Genomic DNA, 16,954 nt, shown 5'->3' with positions numbered 1-16,954 from the left:
CCGGCACGATCCATACCCAGGGCTGGCAGTTCTATGCCATCACCCTGTCCATGTTTGCCGTGTTTGCCATGCCCGGATTCATCTATCGACATGATCTGCGCCGACACCTGGTCCACCGTGGTGCATGAGTTGCAAAAAAGTTGGATGAAACCCTTGTATTATCCGGGCAAGATCGGTAGTATACATATCTTCAGTTGCGGGGTGGAGCAGTCTGGCAGCTCGTCGGGCTCATAACCCGAAGGTCGCAGGTTCGAATCCTGCCCCCGCTACCACATTCGAAGTACAAAAAACCCGCGTCGGTCATCCCGGCGCGGGTTTTTTCGTTTCAGCGCTTCAGATCTGCCAGCAGGGTGCTCACCCGCGCCCGGATCTCGTCCCGTATCTGCCTGAAGGCCAGGTTGATCTCTTCCTCGGTGCCGGTGGCCTTGGCCGGGTCCGTCAGGGGCCAGTGCAGGCGCCGTGTGCCCGGAGGCAGCAGGGGGCAATGTTCATCCGCGTGCCCACAGACCGTCACCACCAGATCCGCCTCCACCAGCATGGCATCGGTGACGCGGGTGGATTCCTGGCCGCTGATGTCGATCCCCAGTTCCGCCATGGCCAGGATGGCCCGGGGGTTCTTGCCGTGGGCCTCGATCCCCGCCGACTGGATCCGGAAGGCGTCGCCTCCCAGATGACGGGCAAAGCCTTCAGCCATCTGGGAACGGCAGGAGTTGCCGGTGCAGAGGAACAGGATGCTGGGATTATTTGATGAAGTCATGGGGCTGTGCCTTGGTGGGTGAATAGATATTTGTTCTTGCGAATATGCGGTATGGACTATATCTTATCTCTCATGACTAATGAATGACCCGGCATAGTGCATGCTGGAAATCTTCACCCTGGTGCACAGCGCTTCCATGCCGAAGGCCATGGCGAGGTGCGGCAGTGGCTGTCTGACTGAACCCGACCACAGGACATATCCATGTTGTTGACCGCCCTGACGATCTTCATCGTCACCATCACCTTCGTCATCTGGCAGCCCAAGGGGCTTGGTATCGGCTGGAGCGCCTTGGGCGGCGCGGCCCTGGCCCTGGCCACGGGGGTGGTGCAGTTCTCCGACGTGCCCATCGTGGTGGACATCGTCTGGAACGCCACGCTCACCTTCGTATTCATCATCATCATCTCCCTGATCCTGGATGAGGCCGGATTCTTTGAATGGGCGGCCCTGCACGTGGCTCGCTGGGGCAAGGGGAGCGGCCTGCGCCTGTACGCGTTCATCATCCTGCTGGGCGCCGCAGTGGCCGCCATGTTTGCCAACGACGGCGCCGCCCTCATGCTCACCCCCATCGTGCTGGAGATGCTCCTGGCCCTGGGCTTCACCGCCGGGGCGGCCTTTGCCTTCGTCATCGCCGCAGGCTTCATCGCCGACACCGCCAGTCTGCCCCTGGTCACCTCCAACCTGGTAAACATCGTCTCGGCGGATTTCTTCGGTATCAACTTCCGCGAGTACGCCGCCGTGATGATGGTGGTGAACGCCGTCTCGGTGACCGCCTCGCTGGGTATCCTGTATCTGTTCTTCCGCAAACAGATCCCCCGCACCTACAGCCTCGACGGTCTGCGCAGGCCCGAACAGGCCATCAAGGACCCGGCCGTATTCAAGGCGGGCTGGGTGGTGTTGGCCCTGCTGCTGTTCTGCTTTTTGGTGATCGAGCCCATGGGCGTGCCCATCTCCGCCATGGTGGGGCTGGGTGCCGCCATCCTGCTGGCGGTGGCCGCCCGGGGACATGTGATTTCCACCCGCCGGGTCTTCGTCAGCGCCCCCTGGCAGATCGTGATCTTCTCCGTGGGCATGTATCTGGTGGTCTACGGCCTGCGCAATGCCGGGTTGACGGCGGACATCGCCATCGCTCTGAACTGGATCGGTCAGTATGGGGTGACGGCGGCGGCGGTGGGTACCGGCTTCATCGCCGCCTTCTTCTCCTCCATCATGAACAACATGCCCGGGGTGATGGTGGTGGCCCTGTCCATCGACGAGGCCAACGTCACCGGCGTGGTCAAGGAGGCGATGATCTATGCCAACATCATCGGTTCGGACCTGGGGCCGAAGATCACCCCCATCGGCAGCCTGGCCACCCTGTTGTGGCTGCACGTGCTGGCGCGACGAGGCATCAAGATCACCTGGGGCCAGTATTTCAGGATCGGCATCCTGATCACGCCGCCGGTGCTGCTGGTCACGCTGCTGGCCCTGGCCGGCTGGCTGTCGCTGATCCGCTGAGCGGGTACCGCCGCTCGGTGGTGGGGGCGCCACGATACACCGCCTACAGTGCCGCCAGTGCCCAGGCCCAGACGGCCAGAAAGAGCACAAGACTCAGGGTGATCCACACTGTTTGGGTGAACAGTCCCAGATAGAACAGCGTCATGCCACCGGTGAGTCCGGCCCAGGCTGGCACATAGCGGAACCAGGGAATTTCGGTGCCGTTCATCCAGTGGGGATAGGTGGTCATGAGAAATCCGAAGACTATCGTCAGCATCAGCTGGATCATGCGGGGCAGGAATACCAGCCGGTGAGGGGCGACACTGTAATGCTTCTAGGTCTGTCTTGGGAGGGTGGGGAGGGCGGCACCGTGCATAATGAAGGGGATCAGAAGGGAAGGGCCTGTTTGGTGTGGGCCACCGCCAGCATGTAGCCGAATACCAGGACCGCCAAGAGCCAAGCTACGGCCCGGCCGGCATCATGCCGGGCTCGGTCAAGCGATATCCAATACCGACTTCCGTGATCAGATAGGTGGGGCGGGCGGGATCCGGTTCAATTTTTTTTCGCAAGGTTCGAATAAATACCCGCAATGAATCGGATTGATGGGTGTTTGCGGTGCTGCCCCAGACAGTTTTCAGGATCTGCTTGTGAGTGACCACTTGGCCCTGGCGATGGGCCAGGCAGACCAGCAGATCATATTCGGTGGGTGTCAGGATGATTCGATGGTGATCCCTGTGCACTTCGTGCCGCGCCAGATGAATTTCCAGTGCCCCGCAGCGCAGTACCGGCTGTTCGGGGCGGGATTCATTCCGCTGGTCCCGGTGGCGGAGCGCCACCCGGATTCGGGCCAGCAACTCGCCGGTGCCGAAGGGCTTGGTCAGGTAGTCATCCGCTCCCAGGTTGAGTGCTGTCACCTTGTCATTTTCATGGCCACGGGCCGAAAGTACGATGATGGGCATCTGGCTCCAGGCGCGGATGCGAGGGATGACTTCAATACCATTCATGTCCGGTAATCCCAGATCCAGGAGTATCAGGTCCAATTGGCATTGTTCAAGCAGTGCCAGGGCATTCGAGGCTTTGGCGGCGTGGGTGATCTCAAAGCCGTGCATCTGCAGGGTGGACACCAGCACAGCGGCCAGGGATGCGTCGTCTTCCACGACCAGAATGCTGGGCTTGACCAGGGATTTCATGCGTTGGCTTCGGCGGCTTCGGTGGCATTGGTGGACGGCCGGGGCAGTGGCGGCCAGCCGCTGACCGGGAGGGAGAATCTGAACACCGCCCCGCCGCCGGGATTGTCTTCGATCCACAAGCGTCCACGATGGGCCTCGACAATGGCTTTGCAGATGTTCAGGCCGATACCCAGCCCGCGGCTGTCCGAGGCATTGGGACCCCGATAGAATTTCGTGAAGACCCGTTCACGGTCCTCCTCGGGGATGCCGGGCCCCCGGTCACTGATACTGAAGATGATCACGCCGCTTTCCTCGGTCACGCTGATACCGACCGGTGACCTGTCGGCAGAATAGGTGATGGCATTCTCTAGCAGATTGCTCAATACCTGTTGAATCAGCACGGGATCCATTGCGGTGGTAGGCAGGGACTCATCCAGAATGCAATGAATGGGGCGATTCGCCAGGTGGGATCGCATGCGATTGAGGGTGGCGTTGACCACATCATCAATCTCCTGCCAGCTCAACTGAACCATCCGCTCTCCCTGTGCCTCCAGTCGACTCATGCTGACCAGGTCTTCAATAAGCTTTTCCATCTCCACGGCTTCGTTAACGATACGATGTAAAAGATCCTGCCAGACTCCCGTGGGGCAGTCCGCCGGCATGGACTGTAGAGAAGAGGCCGCCCCGAGGATGGTGGACAAGGGGGTGCGAAGATCATGGGAGACCGAACTGAGTATCGCCGAGCGCAGCCGTTCCGTCTCAACCTGGACCTCGGTATTGCGGGAGATCTCGGACAGGTATTCCCGCTCGAGGGCGATGCTCACCTGTAACAGACAGGCCTTCGGCAAACGCCATTCTTCCGCGGGCCAGAGTGGGTCTTGAGAGTTATTGGTCCGGTGCAGTATGACCACTCCCAGGGTGCGCCCCGAGCCACCCAGAGGTAGTAGCAGGCCTGGGTTGCCCGGTAGGGTATCGGTCCCACGCCCCGCAGGTACGCCGTTGTTCAGTACCCACTCGGCCAGGGCCAGTTCGTCCTTGGTCAGATCCCGGATAGGCGGCAGGTTAACGGGGCCGGGGTTGATACGCCCTTGTCTGTCGGGCAGCAGCATCCTTACATGGATAGGAAATATCTCGCGCAGTTCGGCCTCGGCGACCTGTACGAGACGGGTTTGGCCACTTTGTCCGCTCAGTGTGCGAGCCAGCTTGGACAGGCGTTCCGCGCGCTGTTGGAGATCCTCGGCGATCCGGGCATGGCGACGGACGCGAGCGGTCAGGGTCGTGATCGTGAGGGCGACGAGACCCATGACACCAAAAGTGAAGAGGTACTGGATATCATCCACGACCACCGTGTAGAAAGGGGCAGTAAAGAACAGGTCGTAAAGCAGCACGGCAAGGCCTGAACTGATCAATGCCACCTTCAAGGGCGCGCGGACCGCAGCGAAGACGACGGCTGCCAGGTAGGCCATGATGATATTGGCCTCCGCCAGTCCCATCTCCCTGAACCCAAAGGCGATGCCCGTGGCCAGGGCCAGGGCGCTGCCGGCTTCCAGCCAGTGGTGAGGCAGGACCGGGTGGGTTTCCGATCTTTGTGTGATGGTGCGCGGAGGCCGATCATCCTTTCCCGCGCTGACCACATGCACATCGAAGCTGCCGCCTTGGCTGAGTAGACGTCGGGTTATGGAGCGACCGAACCGTCGCCGTCGGAGAAATGCCTCGTGGCATCCGACGATGATCTGAGTAAAACCATGTTGCCGGGCGTGGGCTACGATGCCATCCACTGCGTTCTCGGCGGATATAGTGACCGTATCCGCCCCAAGACGACCGGCATGGGCAAGGTGCTCATTGACCTTATGTTGAATCTCCGGGTCTTCCGAACTCAGGTCCGGCGTCTGTACGTACAGAGCGGTCCAAGGGGCCTGAAAGGCCGAAGCCATGCGTTGTGCAGTGCGCAGAACCCGTTCCGTGGTCTTGCGCGGGGCGATACACACAAGGATGCGTTCACCACTGCTGATATGCTGCCTGAGGCGTTCGCTTCCCGTTTCCCGATAACCCTGCCGGCCGACGCGTTCAGCAGTGCGTCGCAGGGCCAGTTCCCGCAGGGCAAACAGATTGGTGCGACGGAAGAACTGCCCCATTGCACGCTGTGCCTTCTCGGGGGCATAAACCTTGCCCTGATGAAACCGTTCCAATAGTTCCTCGGGGGGTAGATCAATCAGTTCCACATCATCGGCCTGATCAAACACACTATCTGGCACCAGTTCCTGAACCACAATCCCAGTCAGGCGCTCCACCAGGTCATTCAAGCCCTCCAAATGCTGAACGTTCATGGTGGTCCAGACATCAATGCCCGCCCGCTGCAATTCAGCGATGTCCTGGTAGCGTTTGGGGTGCCTGGCGTCCGGGGCGTTGCTATGGGGCAACTCGTCCACCAACAGGATTTCAGGCTTTCGTTCCAGTGCGGCCTGGAGGTCGAACTCCTGCATGGTCAGCCCCTGATAAGAGGTCTTTCTGAAGGGTAGCTGTTCCAGGTGTTGCGCAAGCTGGTCGATTTCCTCCCTTCCATGAGGCTCTATATAACCGGCCACCACATCCTGGCCTGCCTGTCGGGCACGGACGGCCACTTCAAGCATGGTGTGCGTTTTACCCACACCCGCGGCATACCCAAAATAGATCTTCAGGCGACCGAAGCCGCTCCTTGATCGGGTCATGGGGTGCTCACTCCGGTGACACCCGCCATGTACCGATGATCCAGGGCTCGATTCAGGCTCACCACGTGCACTGTCCGCTCGCCGAAGAGACCCAGCCAACGCCCTTGCGCATGGGTCTCGATGAGATCATGAATGGTTTCAAGAGGCATGTTTCTGGCCATGGCTACCCGCTCCGCCTGGTAGAGGGCAGCGGCCCGGCTGATGTGAGGGTCTAGCCCGCTGGCAGAGGCCGTGACCAGGTCCACCGGCAGCGGTCTTTCGGGATTCTGACCTTCCAGACCTCGCAACGCATGGATGCGAGCCTGAACTTCCTCGATCAGGCCCGGTTCGAGAGGGCCGAGGTTGCTGGCATCGGAGTTCAGGCCGTCGTAGGGAGTATCTCCGGTCAAGGAGGGACGGGACCAGAAATACGCCGGCCCTGCAAATGCCTGTCCCAAGTGGTAAGCACCTATCTGATGGCCTTGGTCTTCCATGATGCTGCCGTTGGCCTGGTGAGGAAACAGCACCTGGGCCATGCCGGTGATGGCCAGGGGATAGGCCACGCCCGTCAGCAAGATGAGCAACGCCATGAATACCAGGGAACGTTGAATGATCAGTCTCATGATGGTTTCTCTCAGAAAAGACCCGATGCCACCAGCAACAGGTCGATTATCTTGATGCCTGCCACCGGCAGCAGCAGTCCACCCAGGCCGTAGATGATCAGGTTTCGCCGCAGCAGCCCGGTGGGTCGCGCTGGGGTGTATCGGACACCGTGTAGCGCCACCGGGGTGAGCAGCGGGATCATCAAGGCATTAAAGATCACTGCTGCAAGAATGGCCGATTCCGGGCTGCCCAGGTGCAGTATGTTCAGGGCATCCAGTGCCGGGAAGGTGGCTGCCAGCACCATGGGAACGAGTACCAGAAAGCGTGCCACATCGTTGGCGAGACCGAAGCTGGTGACCGCGCCTCTGGCCATCAGGATCTGCCGGCCGATGCCGACGATATACCGAATCTTCGTGGGATCGGCATCCAGATCCAGCATGTTCCCGGCCTCTTTGGCCACCTGTGTGCCGGAACCCATGGAAATACCCAGGTCGGCCTGGGCCAGGGCCGGGGCGTCATTGGTTCCATCACCACTCATGGCGATCACTTTTCCCTGGGTCTGGTACTTACGAATCAATGCCAGTTTGTCCTCGGGTGTGGCCTCAGCGACGAATTCGTCCACGCCCACCTCGGCGGCGATGCCGGCGGCAGTGAGGGGGTTGTCACCCGTAATCATCACCGTGTGGATGCCCATCTTGCGCAGTTCGGCAATGCGCTCACCGATGCCTGGCTTGATCTTGTCTCTCAGAGCGATGGTCCCCAGCACTTGCTGGCCTTCGGCCACGACCAGGGGGGTGCCACCCTCACCAGCGATGCGTCGAACCTCGAAATCCAAAGCTTCGGGCCACGTGCCACCCTCTGCCTGCAGGTGTTTGCGAATGGCATCGGCGGCACCCTTGCGCACGGTACGTCCCTCTTGCGCCATGTCGATGCCGCTCATGCGCGTCGTGGCGCTGAAAGGGATCAGTCTTGCTGTTGCGGGAAGGCTGGGGGGGGCGAAGCCCTGCTCCCTTTGTACCAGTGACAGGATGCTTCGCCCCTCTGGCGTATCGTCGGAGATGGAGGCCAGCCCGGCAGCCTCTGCCAGAACCTGTGCCGTCACGCCGGGGGCGGGGATCAGCTGCCAGGCCTCCCGGTTGCCCAGAGTGATCGTGCCAGTCTTGTCCAGTAGCGCGACCTCCACATCCCCTGCCACTTCCACCGCATGACTGTCGGTGGCCAGGACATTGTGTTGGCCCAGGCGCGTCAGGCCGGAAAGGCTGATGCAGGAGAGCAAGGCACCGATGGTGGTGGGCAGCAGACAGACCAGCAGACCGACGATGACGATCAGCTCCAGAGGGCTGCCGCCGCCATAAGCAGCACCGAAATGGGATATGGGCAGAATGCTCACCACAACCAGCAAGGAAACGATGGTCAGGAATATCAGGAAGATGAACAGGGCCAGTTCGGTGGGCGTCTTGTGCCTCTGACTGCTCTCCACCATGGTCACCATTCTGTCAATGAAGGTGCCTTCACGGGTATATCTCAGTTTTACAATGAGCCAGTCGGAAACCACCCGGGTACCGCCCAGGACCTGATGACGGTCTCGGCAACCTTCTCTGATGACCGGCGCGGACTCCCCGGTGATGGCACTCTCGTCGACGGTAGCCACGCCCTCTTCGACCACGCCGTCTGCGGGGATGAGTTGTCCGGCCTGTACCAGAACCCAGTCACCGGTTTGCAGGTCGCCGACCATGACTGGTTCTCCAGGGGCATCGCGGTGCGGCGCCGTCAGGCGATAGGCCAGCCCTTGTGGCTGTGAACGGCGCAGTTCCTGAGCGTGAGCGCGCCCTCGGGCCATGGCCACGCTCTGCACCCAGTTGCTGAACAGGACCGTGAGCCATAGCCATAGCGTGATGCTGGCCACCATCGGGAATTGCCCCACCGCCATGCCGAAGGCGGCCAGTATGCTCAGGATCAATCCCAGGCAGGCGCTGACCCAGACGACGAAGATGATGGGGTTTCGCAATTGCTGTCCAGGCCCCAACAGCCGCAGACTTTCCCGCAGCACACGGGCATCAAAAAAGATTCCAGACAGTCCTACCGTATTCATCAAAATGCCTCCGGATGGGCGAGCAGGACGGCTTCCAGGATGGGGCCGGCGATTTGAGCCGGCAGGAAACCCAGTCCACCGATCACGATAAAGGTCAGTATCAACAACAGGGCAAACAGAGGGGTGGTGGTGCGTACGCTATTCCTTTCGTCCACGGTGGCTGATTTCTGTGCCAGATACCCGGCAATAGCCAGGGCCGCGAGCATGGGCGCAAAGCGGCCGATCAGCATGACCATGGCAAGGCTCAGATTGAACCATGGAGTGTCGGCATTCAGGCCGGCGAAGGCACTGCCATTGGTAAAGCCGGCTGACGAGTACGCATACAGCAGTTCACTGAATCCCCGAGGGCCGCCATTGGTCATGTGATCCGTCAAACCCGGCATCAGCAGTGATGAGGTGATACCCAGCAGTACCGCCGCCCCAGGTAGCAGGATGCCCAAGGTAGCCAGCCGGATCTCCGCCATGCCGAAAGGCTTGCCCATGAACGAGGGCGTGCGGCCCACCATCAAACTAGCTAGAAACACGGCCAGTAGGGTGAAGAGCAGTAGATTCTGCAGCCCTCCCCCGACGGCACCGAACACCGGGCCACCGATCTGCATGCCCGACATGATCACTGCCGTGCTGATGGGCAGGTAGGATGCATGCATGGAATTCACGGAACCATTGGAAGTCACCGTGGCAGACACCGCCCATAGGGAGGACTGGCCGATCCCCAGTCTGGCCTCCTTGCCTTCCATATTGCCGCCGGGCTGTTCACTGCTGGCAATCTGATCAACGCCCAGCACTTCCAGGCGCGGTGAACCCATCTGTTCCGTGGCGGTGACGATGGCCACCGCGGTGAACCAGAATGTCAGCATCACACCCAGGAACAGCCATCCCTGTCCAGGATTGCGCGACATGCGTCCAAAGGTGAAGGTAAGTGCCGCCGGGATCAGAAGGATGGCCAGGGTCTGTAGCAGATTGGTGAGTGCAGTGGGGTTTTCCAGGGGATGGGCCGAATTGGTACCGAAAAATCCACCACCATTGGTGCCCAACTGCTTGATGGCGATCTGGGAGGCTGCGGGACCCAGGGGGATCGTTTGTTGGGTGGGCAACGTTTCCAGGTGGCCGGTTTGCAAGTCTGCGGGCGCATGGGCGATGACCGTATCCACCTTGGTATAGGGACTGAAGGTCTGCACGACCCCCTGGGAGATCAGTACCAGAGCCAGCAGGGTCGCCAGGGGCAGCAGCACGTACAGGTGGCAGCGCACCAGATCCACCCAGAAATTCCCCAGATGACCGGTCCCGTGGGCGGTGATGGCACGGATCAGTGCGATCAGGACCACGATGCCCAGGGCGGCGGACAGGAAATTGAGTACACCAAGGCCCATCATCTGCGTGAGGTAGGAATATGTCACTTCGCCACTGTAGTTCTGCCAGTTGGTGTTGGTGATGAAACTCACTGCCACGTTGATGGCCGAATGCACGGCGGGTGGCGGAAGGTTTTCCGGATTGGCCGGCAGCCACCCCTGAAGCATCTGCAGGAGAAATAGAAAACCGATCGCTACGAGTGACATGACTAGTAGCGATGCACTCCAGCTCTTCCAGCCCTGGGGCTGATCCGGATCGATCCCCATGAGGCGATAGGCTGCCTGTTCCACGGGTTTCAGAAGGGGGGGCAGCAACACCCGTTCGCCGGAAAACACTCGGGCCATGTAAAGGCCCAGCGGCCAGGCCAGCAGTAATAGCAGGCCAGTGAAGATAAGCAACTGGGCCAGTGCAATCATCGTCATAGGAATGCCTCCGGGACAAACATGGCGTAGATCAGATAGCCCAGCAGGCCAACTGCCATGAGCCCGAACAGCGTGTAAAGGATCGTCATGATGCCTCCAGAGCGTGAATGACTTGTCGCTGGAGGGAAAGATTAGGTGTTTCGGCCTTAACGTGGTGTTAAGGGGGCGGGGTTCGCCGATAGGCGCGCTATCAGCTGTACAATGATGAGGTGCCCAAGTGAATTATTGTGGGACGGCCCAGGTCTTGCCTGTTCTCTCCATTATTGTTGTGGGCATGCCAAGACCGGGTTTTCTTCAATGCCTGGCTGTACGCAGGCAGACCGACCGAGCACAGAGCAGTCCTTTTAGCCAGCTTCGACGATACAGGGAGCGTCATCATGTACTGCACGCAATGTGGTCACAACAACGATCATTCGGCACGTTTCTGCGCCGGTTGCGGGGCGTCCCTCGGGACGCAGCCGTTGCCGGCCGACATGGCGGAGGGAGCGGGCGCCGCTGCTGCGCCCGCCTCAGCCTCGGTCAGGGATGCCGGATTCTGGTATCGCCTGCTGGCATTCGTGATTGACATGGTCATCCTGACCCTGATCACCATCGTGGTGGCGGTTCCGCTGGGTTTTGCCCTGGGGGCATCCATGGCGGCAAGCGGGGCCACTGGCCAGGAGATCACTCTGGTTGCGGAAGGTATGGGTAATCTGCTGTCCCTGCTGCTGGGGTGGCTCTATTACACGGTGTTCGAGTCCTCGAAATGGCAATCCACCCCCGGCAAGCGGATGCTGGGCCTGCGGGTGACGGACATGGACGGCAACCGGATCGGCTTTGGTCGCGCCAATGGCCGCTACTGGTCCAAGATCCTTTCGGCGCTTTTGCTGTTCATCGGCTATCTGATGATCGCCTTTACCCGGCGCAAGCAAGGTCTCCACGACCTGATTGCCTCCACGCTGGTGGTCAGGCAGTCGTAGACCAGCCCTCATTGTCAGCGGCCTCATCCGCAGGTCCTGGGATGCTCCGGACGGGACACCCCGCACAAAGCGGTATTCCGGGAGCGTGAGGGTGATGCGGGGTTGTCCAGGCCGACATTCCCGCGTAAGCGGGAATCCAGTTGCGGGGGCTCCCCCTGGGCTCCCGCTTTCGCGGGAGTGACGGCGGTGCCGGCGAGGGTTAGTGACGGCGTGAGGATGGCGCTGTTTGGTAAGATGGGCGGGAGCAGGTCGCCGGCATGGCGCCTGCGGCATACCTTCCTCTCCCTGTCCCTCAATCCAGGGGCAACCAGTCAAAACAGGGGCGCCGGCGGCATGAGCCTCCAGAAGACGCTGTTCGGAAAACTGGTCTTGCTGACGCTGGCGATGGTGATCCTGCTGGGCTCCCTGGTGTCGGTCGTGCTGTATCACAGCGGCCTCGACTCGGCTCAGGCCGTCATTCGCAACAAGAACATGGCCGCCGCTCACCATATTCGGGGCTATGTACAGCCGCTGCGGTCCGTCGTGCAGTACCTGGCCGCCAAAGATGCCGTGCGTCAGGCCATGGATACGAACTACCGTGACGAGTCGCAACTCCTGGAACTGTTCCGTGTGCTGCAGGATGCCAATCCGACCATACACTTCATCTTCGCAGCCTACGAGGACGGTCGGTTGGTCATCAATGATTATGTGCCGCCCCCCGGATTCGATCCCCGTATCCGCCCCTGGTATGAGGCGGGGGTGCGAGCGGGCCCGGCATTGTCGGGCGGCATCCCTTACCGTGAAATCAAGTCGGACGAGTGGCTGGTGTCGTTCAGTCAGGTATTGCTGGACGATGACGGCAGACTGCGCGGCGTGGTGGCAGTCGATGCTTTGGTGGATGCGGTGATGGAGGTCATCGGCGCCCGCGATCCCTCCTTCACCACTGCCCGCAACCTGGTGCTGGATCATGAGGGCAGGATACTGTTTCATGCACAGGACGCCTTGATCGGTACCCGGTTTGCCGGTTGGGACAGCCTGGCGCCGATGATGGGGGAGGGAAGCGGTCAGCTCTTCCTGGCAGTGGATCAAAGGACCTGGATGGTGCAGTTCATTCATGAAGAGCCCCTGAACTGGACCGTGGTCACCATGGTGGAGAAGCGGGAAGTCCTGTTGCCCATCATGTTGCGCATCCTGCAAAGCGTGGCCGTGGTGCTGTGTATCGCGTTGTTGCTGTCCGCCTCCATGGCACGAAACCTGAGCGCCCATATCGTGGGGCCGTTGCGTCTGCTGGAGCAGCGGGTTCGGGATGTGGTCGATGGCAAGGCCTTGGGACAGACACGACAGTCGGTGCCGCTGGCGGGATTGAAAAACGAGATCGGTACCATTTCTCAGGCCATCGAGGCGGTGACGGAACACGCCTTGTATCAGAAGAATCGGGAGCTTCAGCACAACAATGCGTTGCTGGAAAGGCTGTCCCAGACCGACTCCATGACCGGCCTGATGAATCGTCGCAAGATGAACGAACAGCTGGAGCAGGAGTATTCGCGGGTCTGTCGCTATCAGGGCACCTTCGTACTGATGCTCTTCGATATCGATCATTTCAAGCAGATCAACGACACCCATGGCCATCATGTGGGCGATTTCGTCATCCAGGAACTGGCGGCCCTGGTGCGCAGCATGGTTCGCGCCACCGACAGCGTGGCGCGGTGGGGGGGCGAGGAGTTTCTCATCCTGTTTCCTGAAACGGATCAGGCCGCGGCAATGAACATTGCCGAGAAGATCCGTGCCGCCATTGCCGCCCATCGATTCCCGGTTCCCAGACCGGTCACGGTCAGCATCGGCATCTGTCAGCACAGACCGGACACGAGCCTGCAGGAGCTGCTGATTGCCGCCGACAAGCTGCTTTACCAGGCCAAATCCGGGGGGCGTAACCGCATCTGCGTGGGATGTTCGGAATAAGTCAATGCCCCGGCCCATCAGCCCCCAGCCCCAGCCGCCGCATCTTTTCCCACAGATTCTTGCGGCTGATGCCCAGGGCCTGGGCGGTCTGGGTGATCCTGCCCTCGTTGGCCCGCAGGGCCTCCAGGATGAAGGCCCGCTCACAGCGTTGCAGATGGGTGGATAGATCAAAGTCCTGATGGGTTGCCGCCGGAGCCGATGTCCCGGTGTCCCCGGCGTGGGTTTCCGATAGGCCCGCGTCACGCTCCCTGAAAATATCACTCCCCTGGATCACCGGTGAATCGGACAGGATGCAGGCCCGTTCGATGGCGTGCTTGAGTTCCCGCACGTTGCCCGGCCAATCATGGATCGACAGGGTATCCATCGTCTGGGGCGTGATCACACAGCGCTTGCCCTGTCGGCGGGAACAGTCCGCCGCGAACCCCTGGGCCAGCCAGGGGATGTCCTCCCGTCGCTCCCGCAGCGGCGGGACGTGCAGGTGAATCACGTTGATCCGGTAGTACAGGTCCTCCCGGAAACGGCCCTGTTCCACTTCCTCCCGCAGATTTCGGTTGGTGGCGAAGATCAGTCGCGCCTCGAATCGTCGTGGACTGTGGCTGCCGATGGGCATCACCTCCCGTTCCTGCACCGCCCGCAGCAGCTTGGCCTGCATGGACAGATCCAGTTCGCCGATCTCATCCAGGAACAGGCTGCCGCTCCCCGCGGCCTCGAACAGCCCGGTACGGCGGCGGTCTGCACCGGTGAAGGCCCCCTTCTCATGGCCGAACAGCTCGGCCTCCAGCAGGGGATGGGGCAGGGCGGCGCAGTTGATGGCCAAAAAGGGGAATTCGGGGGTACCGCCAGACAGATCATGCAGGCGTCGGGCAACCCGTTCCTTGCCCACGCCCGATTCTCCCGTGATCAGTATGGTTCCGGCCTGGGCGGCCACCCGGGGCAGCAGGGACTCCAGTTGCCGCATCTGCGCGGAGACGCCCAGAGGCGGGAAACCCTCCCGGTCTTCTCGCTCGGGACACAGGCCCGCCACCTTTTCCATCAGCCGGTTCAGATCAAAAGGTTTGGTGACATAGTCCGCCGCCCCCGCCTTGAGTGCCGAGACCGCCTCCTGAATGGCGCCGTAACCGGTGATGAGGATGACCGGTGGTGCCGTCGGCAGACCGTTGACGGCCTCCAGCAGCGCACGGCCGTTCATCCCGGGAAGACGAATGTCGCTTAGGACCAGGTCCACCGGCCGGGCGGACAGGCGGGCCAGGGCGTCTTCGGCGGAGCGGCACCAGAGGGCGTCGTAGTGTTCCAGGCGGAAACGATCCAGCAGGGACTCACCCATGATGGCGTCGTCTTCCACGATCAGGATGCGTGCCTTCGTCTTCATCAATCCTCCTCGTGGCACAGGGGCAGTCTTACCGTGAAGCCGGTGCCACTCTCGTCGCTGTCCACGGCGATCTGTCCTCTGAGCTGCTGGACGATCTGGTAGCTCACCCACAGGCCCAGGCCGTGGCCGCGAGGGTGATCTCCGGCGAAGGGTTCGAACAAGTGACCGAGGCGTTCCGGCGGGATGAGGGGGCCTGCGTTGATCACCTGGATGCTCAGGTATTCGCCCGTGATGTGGGCGCAGACGGTGATGATCTCGCCCGGCGGCGTGGATTGCAGGGCGTTGAGCAGCAGGTTCAGCACCACCTGCCTGACCAGGGTGGCCGGCAAGGGCAGGGGCACGTCCGGCAGCGCCACGTGCCAGTCAAAGTTCACCCGTTGTCGGTGGGCGTCGGCGGACACTAGGGTATGCAAGTCTTCAAAGTCCTGCAGGGACAGGGGCTTGCCCGAGGGGCGGGCCTCCACCAACAGGGCGGAGACCGTGTCCCGGATCTGCAGCAGGCCCCGTTCGATGAGGGACAGGGTACGGGCCGTCTGCTCGGCATCGCCACCGTAGCGCTTGAAGGTATCTACCGCATTGAGCATGCCCCCCAAAGGGTTGTTGATCTCATGGGCCACGCCGGCGGCCAGGCGCCCCACGGCCGCCAGCCGTTCGTTCACCATCACCTCCTGCTCCAGGGCCTCTTTCTGCCGCAGTTCATAGAGCATGCGCCGAAAGGCCACGCCGGCACGGCCGATCTCGTCCCCCGACTCTTCCAGGTCCAGGGCGGCATCCTCGGGCAGGCCGGCCCCCACTTGCGCCATGCCGTCGGCCAGCTTGATCAGCGGTCTGGCGGTGCGCTGCCCCCAGTACCAGGTGAGGGGCAGGATCAGGGCCAGCAGGGCTAGGGTGTAGATCACCGATTGCTGCACCAGACGGGCGGCGCGGGCACGCATGCCGTCCCGGGAATAGCCCAGGACCAGATGTCCCAGGGTGACGCCGTCGGCCACCACCGGCAGCACCAGGGCCAGTGTGTTTTCGTCCACCACCAAGGGCCGCGCCCCGGGCAGGGTGGGGGATGCCCGTACCCAGGGGGCGATGCCGCGAAACCGGGGCAGGGCCTCGGGCTCCGCGTTCACCGGATAGCGGGCGGGATCGGAGCTGGCCATCACCCGCAGGTCCCGGTCAAACAATACCAGGGCGAAGGGCAGGCGCTCCGCCGCCCGGTCGTCAACCTCGGACAGCGGTGACCGCAGCAGTTCAAAGGCCCGCCAGACGTCATCCTGTATCAGGGGCACCACCAGGTTCTGGGTGAGAGTAATGCCCAGCAGCCGGGCGTTTTCCTCCAGGTCCCGCTGCAGCTCATCCCGTTCCCGCGGCACCTGCACGGCGGTGAGCAGGGTGGCCGTGATCAGCACCAGGACCACGGCCCGCAGGGGGATCTTGTAGCGCAGGCTGAGATCGCGCAGCAGCAGCATGTCAGGCCACCCCGTCCGCCATGCGACCGATGTCTTCATAGAGGTCGGGGGCCGCGGTCTCGAAACGGTCCAGGGCCAGTTCCGCCAGCAGGGCTCGGCCGTCCGCATCCCGGTGCATCCCGTTGAGCACCCGTTGCATGGATTCGCTCAACGTCGGCGCCAGGTGCCGACTGGCCACCACCGGGGGAAAACCGAAGGGGTCCGAGCGTTCGATGACACGGGTGTCGTCGGTGATCCCGGGGGCGCGGCGGGAGAGCACGTCCCAGACGTAGCCATCCACCGCGCCCGCATCCGCCAGCCGGACCGCCACGGCCTCGATGACCCGGCGGTGGGCCAGGGTGAAGAAACTGCGGCCGAAGAGGGTCGCCGGGTCGAGGCCCTGTTGTTGCAGGCGATGGCGCACATAGAGATAGCCGGAATTGGAGTCCGGATCCGAATAGGCGAAGGTACGACCCCGCAGCCGGTTCAGGTCCTGGAGGTGGGGGTCCTCGGCGTGGCGGATCAGGTAGGCACGGTAGAGGGGCGCGCCCTCGTAGACCGGTACCGAGACCAGGGCCAGGCGGTGCCGATGACGCCAGTAGGGATAACCGCACAGCCAGCTGAAATCGATGCGCCCCTCCAGCAGCAATTGCAGGATCTCGTCATAGCTGCGTCGCTGCACGAACTGCAATGGCCGTT

The 16,954-nt window shown here is 61.8% G+C and carries 15 protein-coding genes and 1 tRNA gene; 5 read left to right on the top strand and 11 right to left on the bottom strand.

All coding sequences use genetic code 11. The annotated features are described in order from the left end of the window. Window positions 1-128 (top strand): DUF2818 family protein (locus LQ952_RS13015; RefSeq protein WP_238623059.1); only part of this gene is annotated, 128 nt, incomplete at its 5' end. A 67-nt stretch (window positions 129-195) separates the two neighbouring features. After that, window positions 196-272: transfer RNA gene (locus tag LQ952_RS13010), tRNA-Met, on the top strand. Window positions 273-325: 53 nt separating this feature from the next. On the opposite strand, the gene arsC is transcribed toward LQ952_RS13010, so the two are convergent. Next, entirely contained in the window at window positions 326-757 is a 432-nt protein-coding gene (gene arsC / locus LQ952_RS13005) for an arsenate reductase (thioredoxin) (protein WP_200172550.1), read from the bottom strand. A 201-nt stretch (window positions 758-958) separates the two neighbouring features. On the opposite strand from arsC, the gene LQ952_RS13000 reads away from it, so the two are divergent. Beyond that, the gene (locus LQ952_RS13000) at window positions 959-2,251 is read left to right on the top strand and encodes an arsenic transporter (RefSeq protein ID WP_430733774.1); all 1,293 of its coding nucleotides are present in this window, start codon (window positions 959-961) and stop codon (window positions 2,249-2,251) included. 43 nt (window positions 2,252-2,294) lie between these two features. Here LQ952_RS13000 and LQ952_RS12995 read toward each other — a convergent pair whose 3' ends face one another. The 7 genes from LQ952_RS12995 to kdpF all read right to left on the bottom strand — a co-directional run bounded on the left by LQ952_RS12995 (window position 2,295) and on the right by kdpF (window position 10,642). Continuing rightward, on the bottom strand, window positions 2,295-2,507 hold the full coding sequence (locus LQ952_RS12995; protein WP_238623058.1) for a hypothetical protein: 213 nt from the start codon (window positions 2,505-2,507) through the stop codon (window positions 2,295-2,297). Window positions 2,508-2,691: 184 nt separating this feature from the next. Next, window positions 2,692-3,420, bottom strand: coding sequence for a response regulator transcription factor (locus tag LQ952_RS12990; RefSeq protein WP_238623057.1), 729 nt, complete (start codon window positions 3,418-3,420; stop codon window positions 2,692-2,694). Continuing rightward, complete coding sequence (locus LQ952_RS12985) at window positions 3,417-6,107, bottom strand: sensor histidine kinase (RefSeq protein WP_238623056.1); 2,691 nt, start codon at window positions 6,105-6,107, stop codon at window positions 3,417-3,419. The genes LQ952_RS12990 and LQ952_RS12985 overlap by 4 nt, the downstream gene beginning before the upstream one ends. Next, the gene (kdpC, locus tag LQ952_RS12980; RefSeq protein ID WP_238623055.1) at window positions 6,104-6,709 is read right to left on the bottom strand and encodes a potassium-transporting ATPase subunit KdpC; all 606 of its coding nucleotides are present in this window, start codon (window positions 6,707-6,709) and stop codon (window positions 6,104-6,106) included. The genes LQ952_RS12985 and kdpC overlap by 4 nt, the downstream gene beginning before the upstream one ends. An 11-nt stretch (window positions 6,710-6,720) precedes the next feature. After that, entirely contained in the window at window positions 6,721-8,781 is a 2,061-nt protein-coding gene (gene kdpB / locus LQ952_RS12975) for a potassium-transporting ATPase subunit KdpB (protein ID WP_200172222.1), read from the bottom strand. Continuing rightward, window positions 8,781-10,553: a potassium-transporting ATPase subunit KdpA gene (gene kdpA, locus LQ952_RS12970; RefSeq protein WP_238623054.1), complete on the bottom strand. Its 1,773-nt coding sequence runs from the start codon at window positions 10,551-10,553 to the stop codon at window positions 8,781-8,783. Before kdpA ends, kdpB begins: the two co-directional genes overlap by 1 nt. Next, window positions 10,550-10,642: a K(+)-transporting ATPase subunit F gene (kdpF, locus tag LQ952_RS12965; RefSeq protein ID WP_200172225.1), complete on the bottom strand. Its 93-nt coding sequence runs from the start codon at window positions 10,640-10,642 to the stop codon at window positions 10,550-10,552. Before kdpF ends, kdpA begins: the two co-directional genes overlap by 4 nt. Before the next feature lie 288 nt (window positions 10,643-10,930). Between kdpF and LQ952_RS12960 the strand changes: the two genes are divergently transcribed. Together LQ952_RS12960 and LQ952_RS12955 are read left to right on the top strand one after the other, a co-directional pair. Then, entirely contained in the window at window positions 10,931-11,512 is a 582-nt protein-coding gene (locus LQ952_RS12960) for an RDD family protein (protein ID WP_200172227.1), read from the top strand. Between the two features lie 333 nt (window positions 11,513-11,845). Beyond that, window positions 11,846-13,450, top strand: a complete 1,605-nt coding sequence (locus LQ952_RS12955; protein ID WP_238623053.1) for a sensor domain-containing diguanylate cyclase — start codon at window positions 11,846-11,848, stop codon at window positions 13,448-13,450. A 1-nt stretch (window position 13,451) separates the two neighbouring features. On the opposite strand, the gene LQ952_RS12950 is transcribed toward LQ952_RS12955, so the two are convergent. The 3 genes from LQ952_RS12950 to LQ952_RS12940 form a co-directional block, all read right to left on the bottom strand. Further along, on the bottom strand, window positions 13,452-14,819 hold the full coding sequence (locus LQ952_RS12950) for a sigma-54-dependent transcriptional regulator (protein WP_200172231.1): 1,368 nt from the start codon (window positions 14,817-14,819) through the stop codon (window positions 13,452-13,454). After that, a complete protein-coding gene (locus LQ952_RS12945; protein WP_238623052.1) occupies window positions 14,819-16,276 on the bottom strand; it encodes a sensor histidine kinase in 1,458 nt (485 codons plus the stop codon). Before LQ952_RS12945 ends, LQ952_RS12950 begins: the two co-directional genes overlap by 1 nt. Before the next feature lies 1 nt (window position 16,277). Then, a partial coding sequence (locus tag LQ952_RS12940) for a PhnD/SsuA/transferrin family substrate-binding protein (RefSeq protein ID WP_238623051.1) occupies window positions 16,278-16,954 on the bottom strand: 677 nt, incomplete at its 5' end.

This window comes from Ectothiorhodospira lacustris (assembly GCF_022227785.1).
In the GTDB taxonomy this organism is placed as follows: domain Bacteria; phylum Pseudomonadota; class Gammaproteobacteria; order Ectothiorhodospirales; family Ectothiorhodospiraceae; genus Ectothiorhodospira; species Ectothiorhodospira lacustris.
The sequence above is the reverse complement of the archived record's forward strand: the minus strand, read 5'-3'. Positions and strand labels throughout refer to the sequence as shown.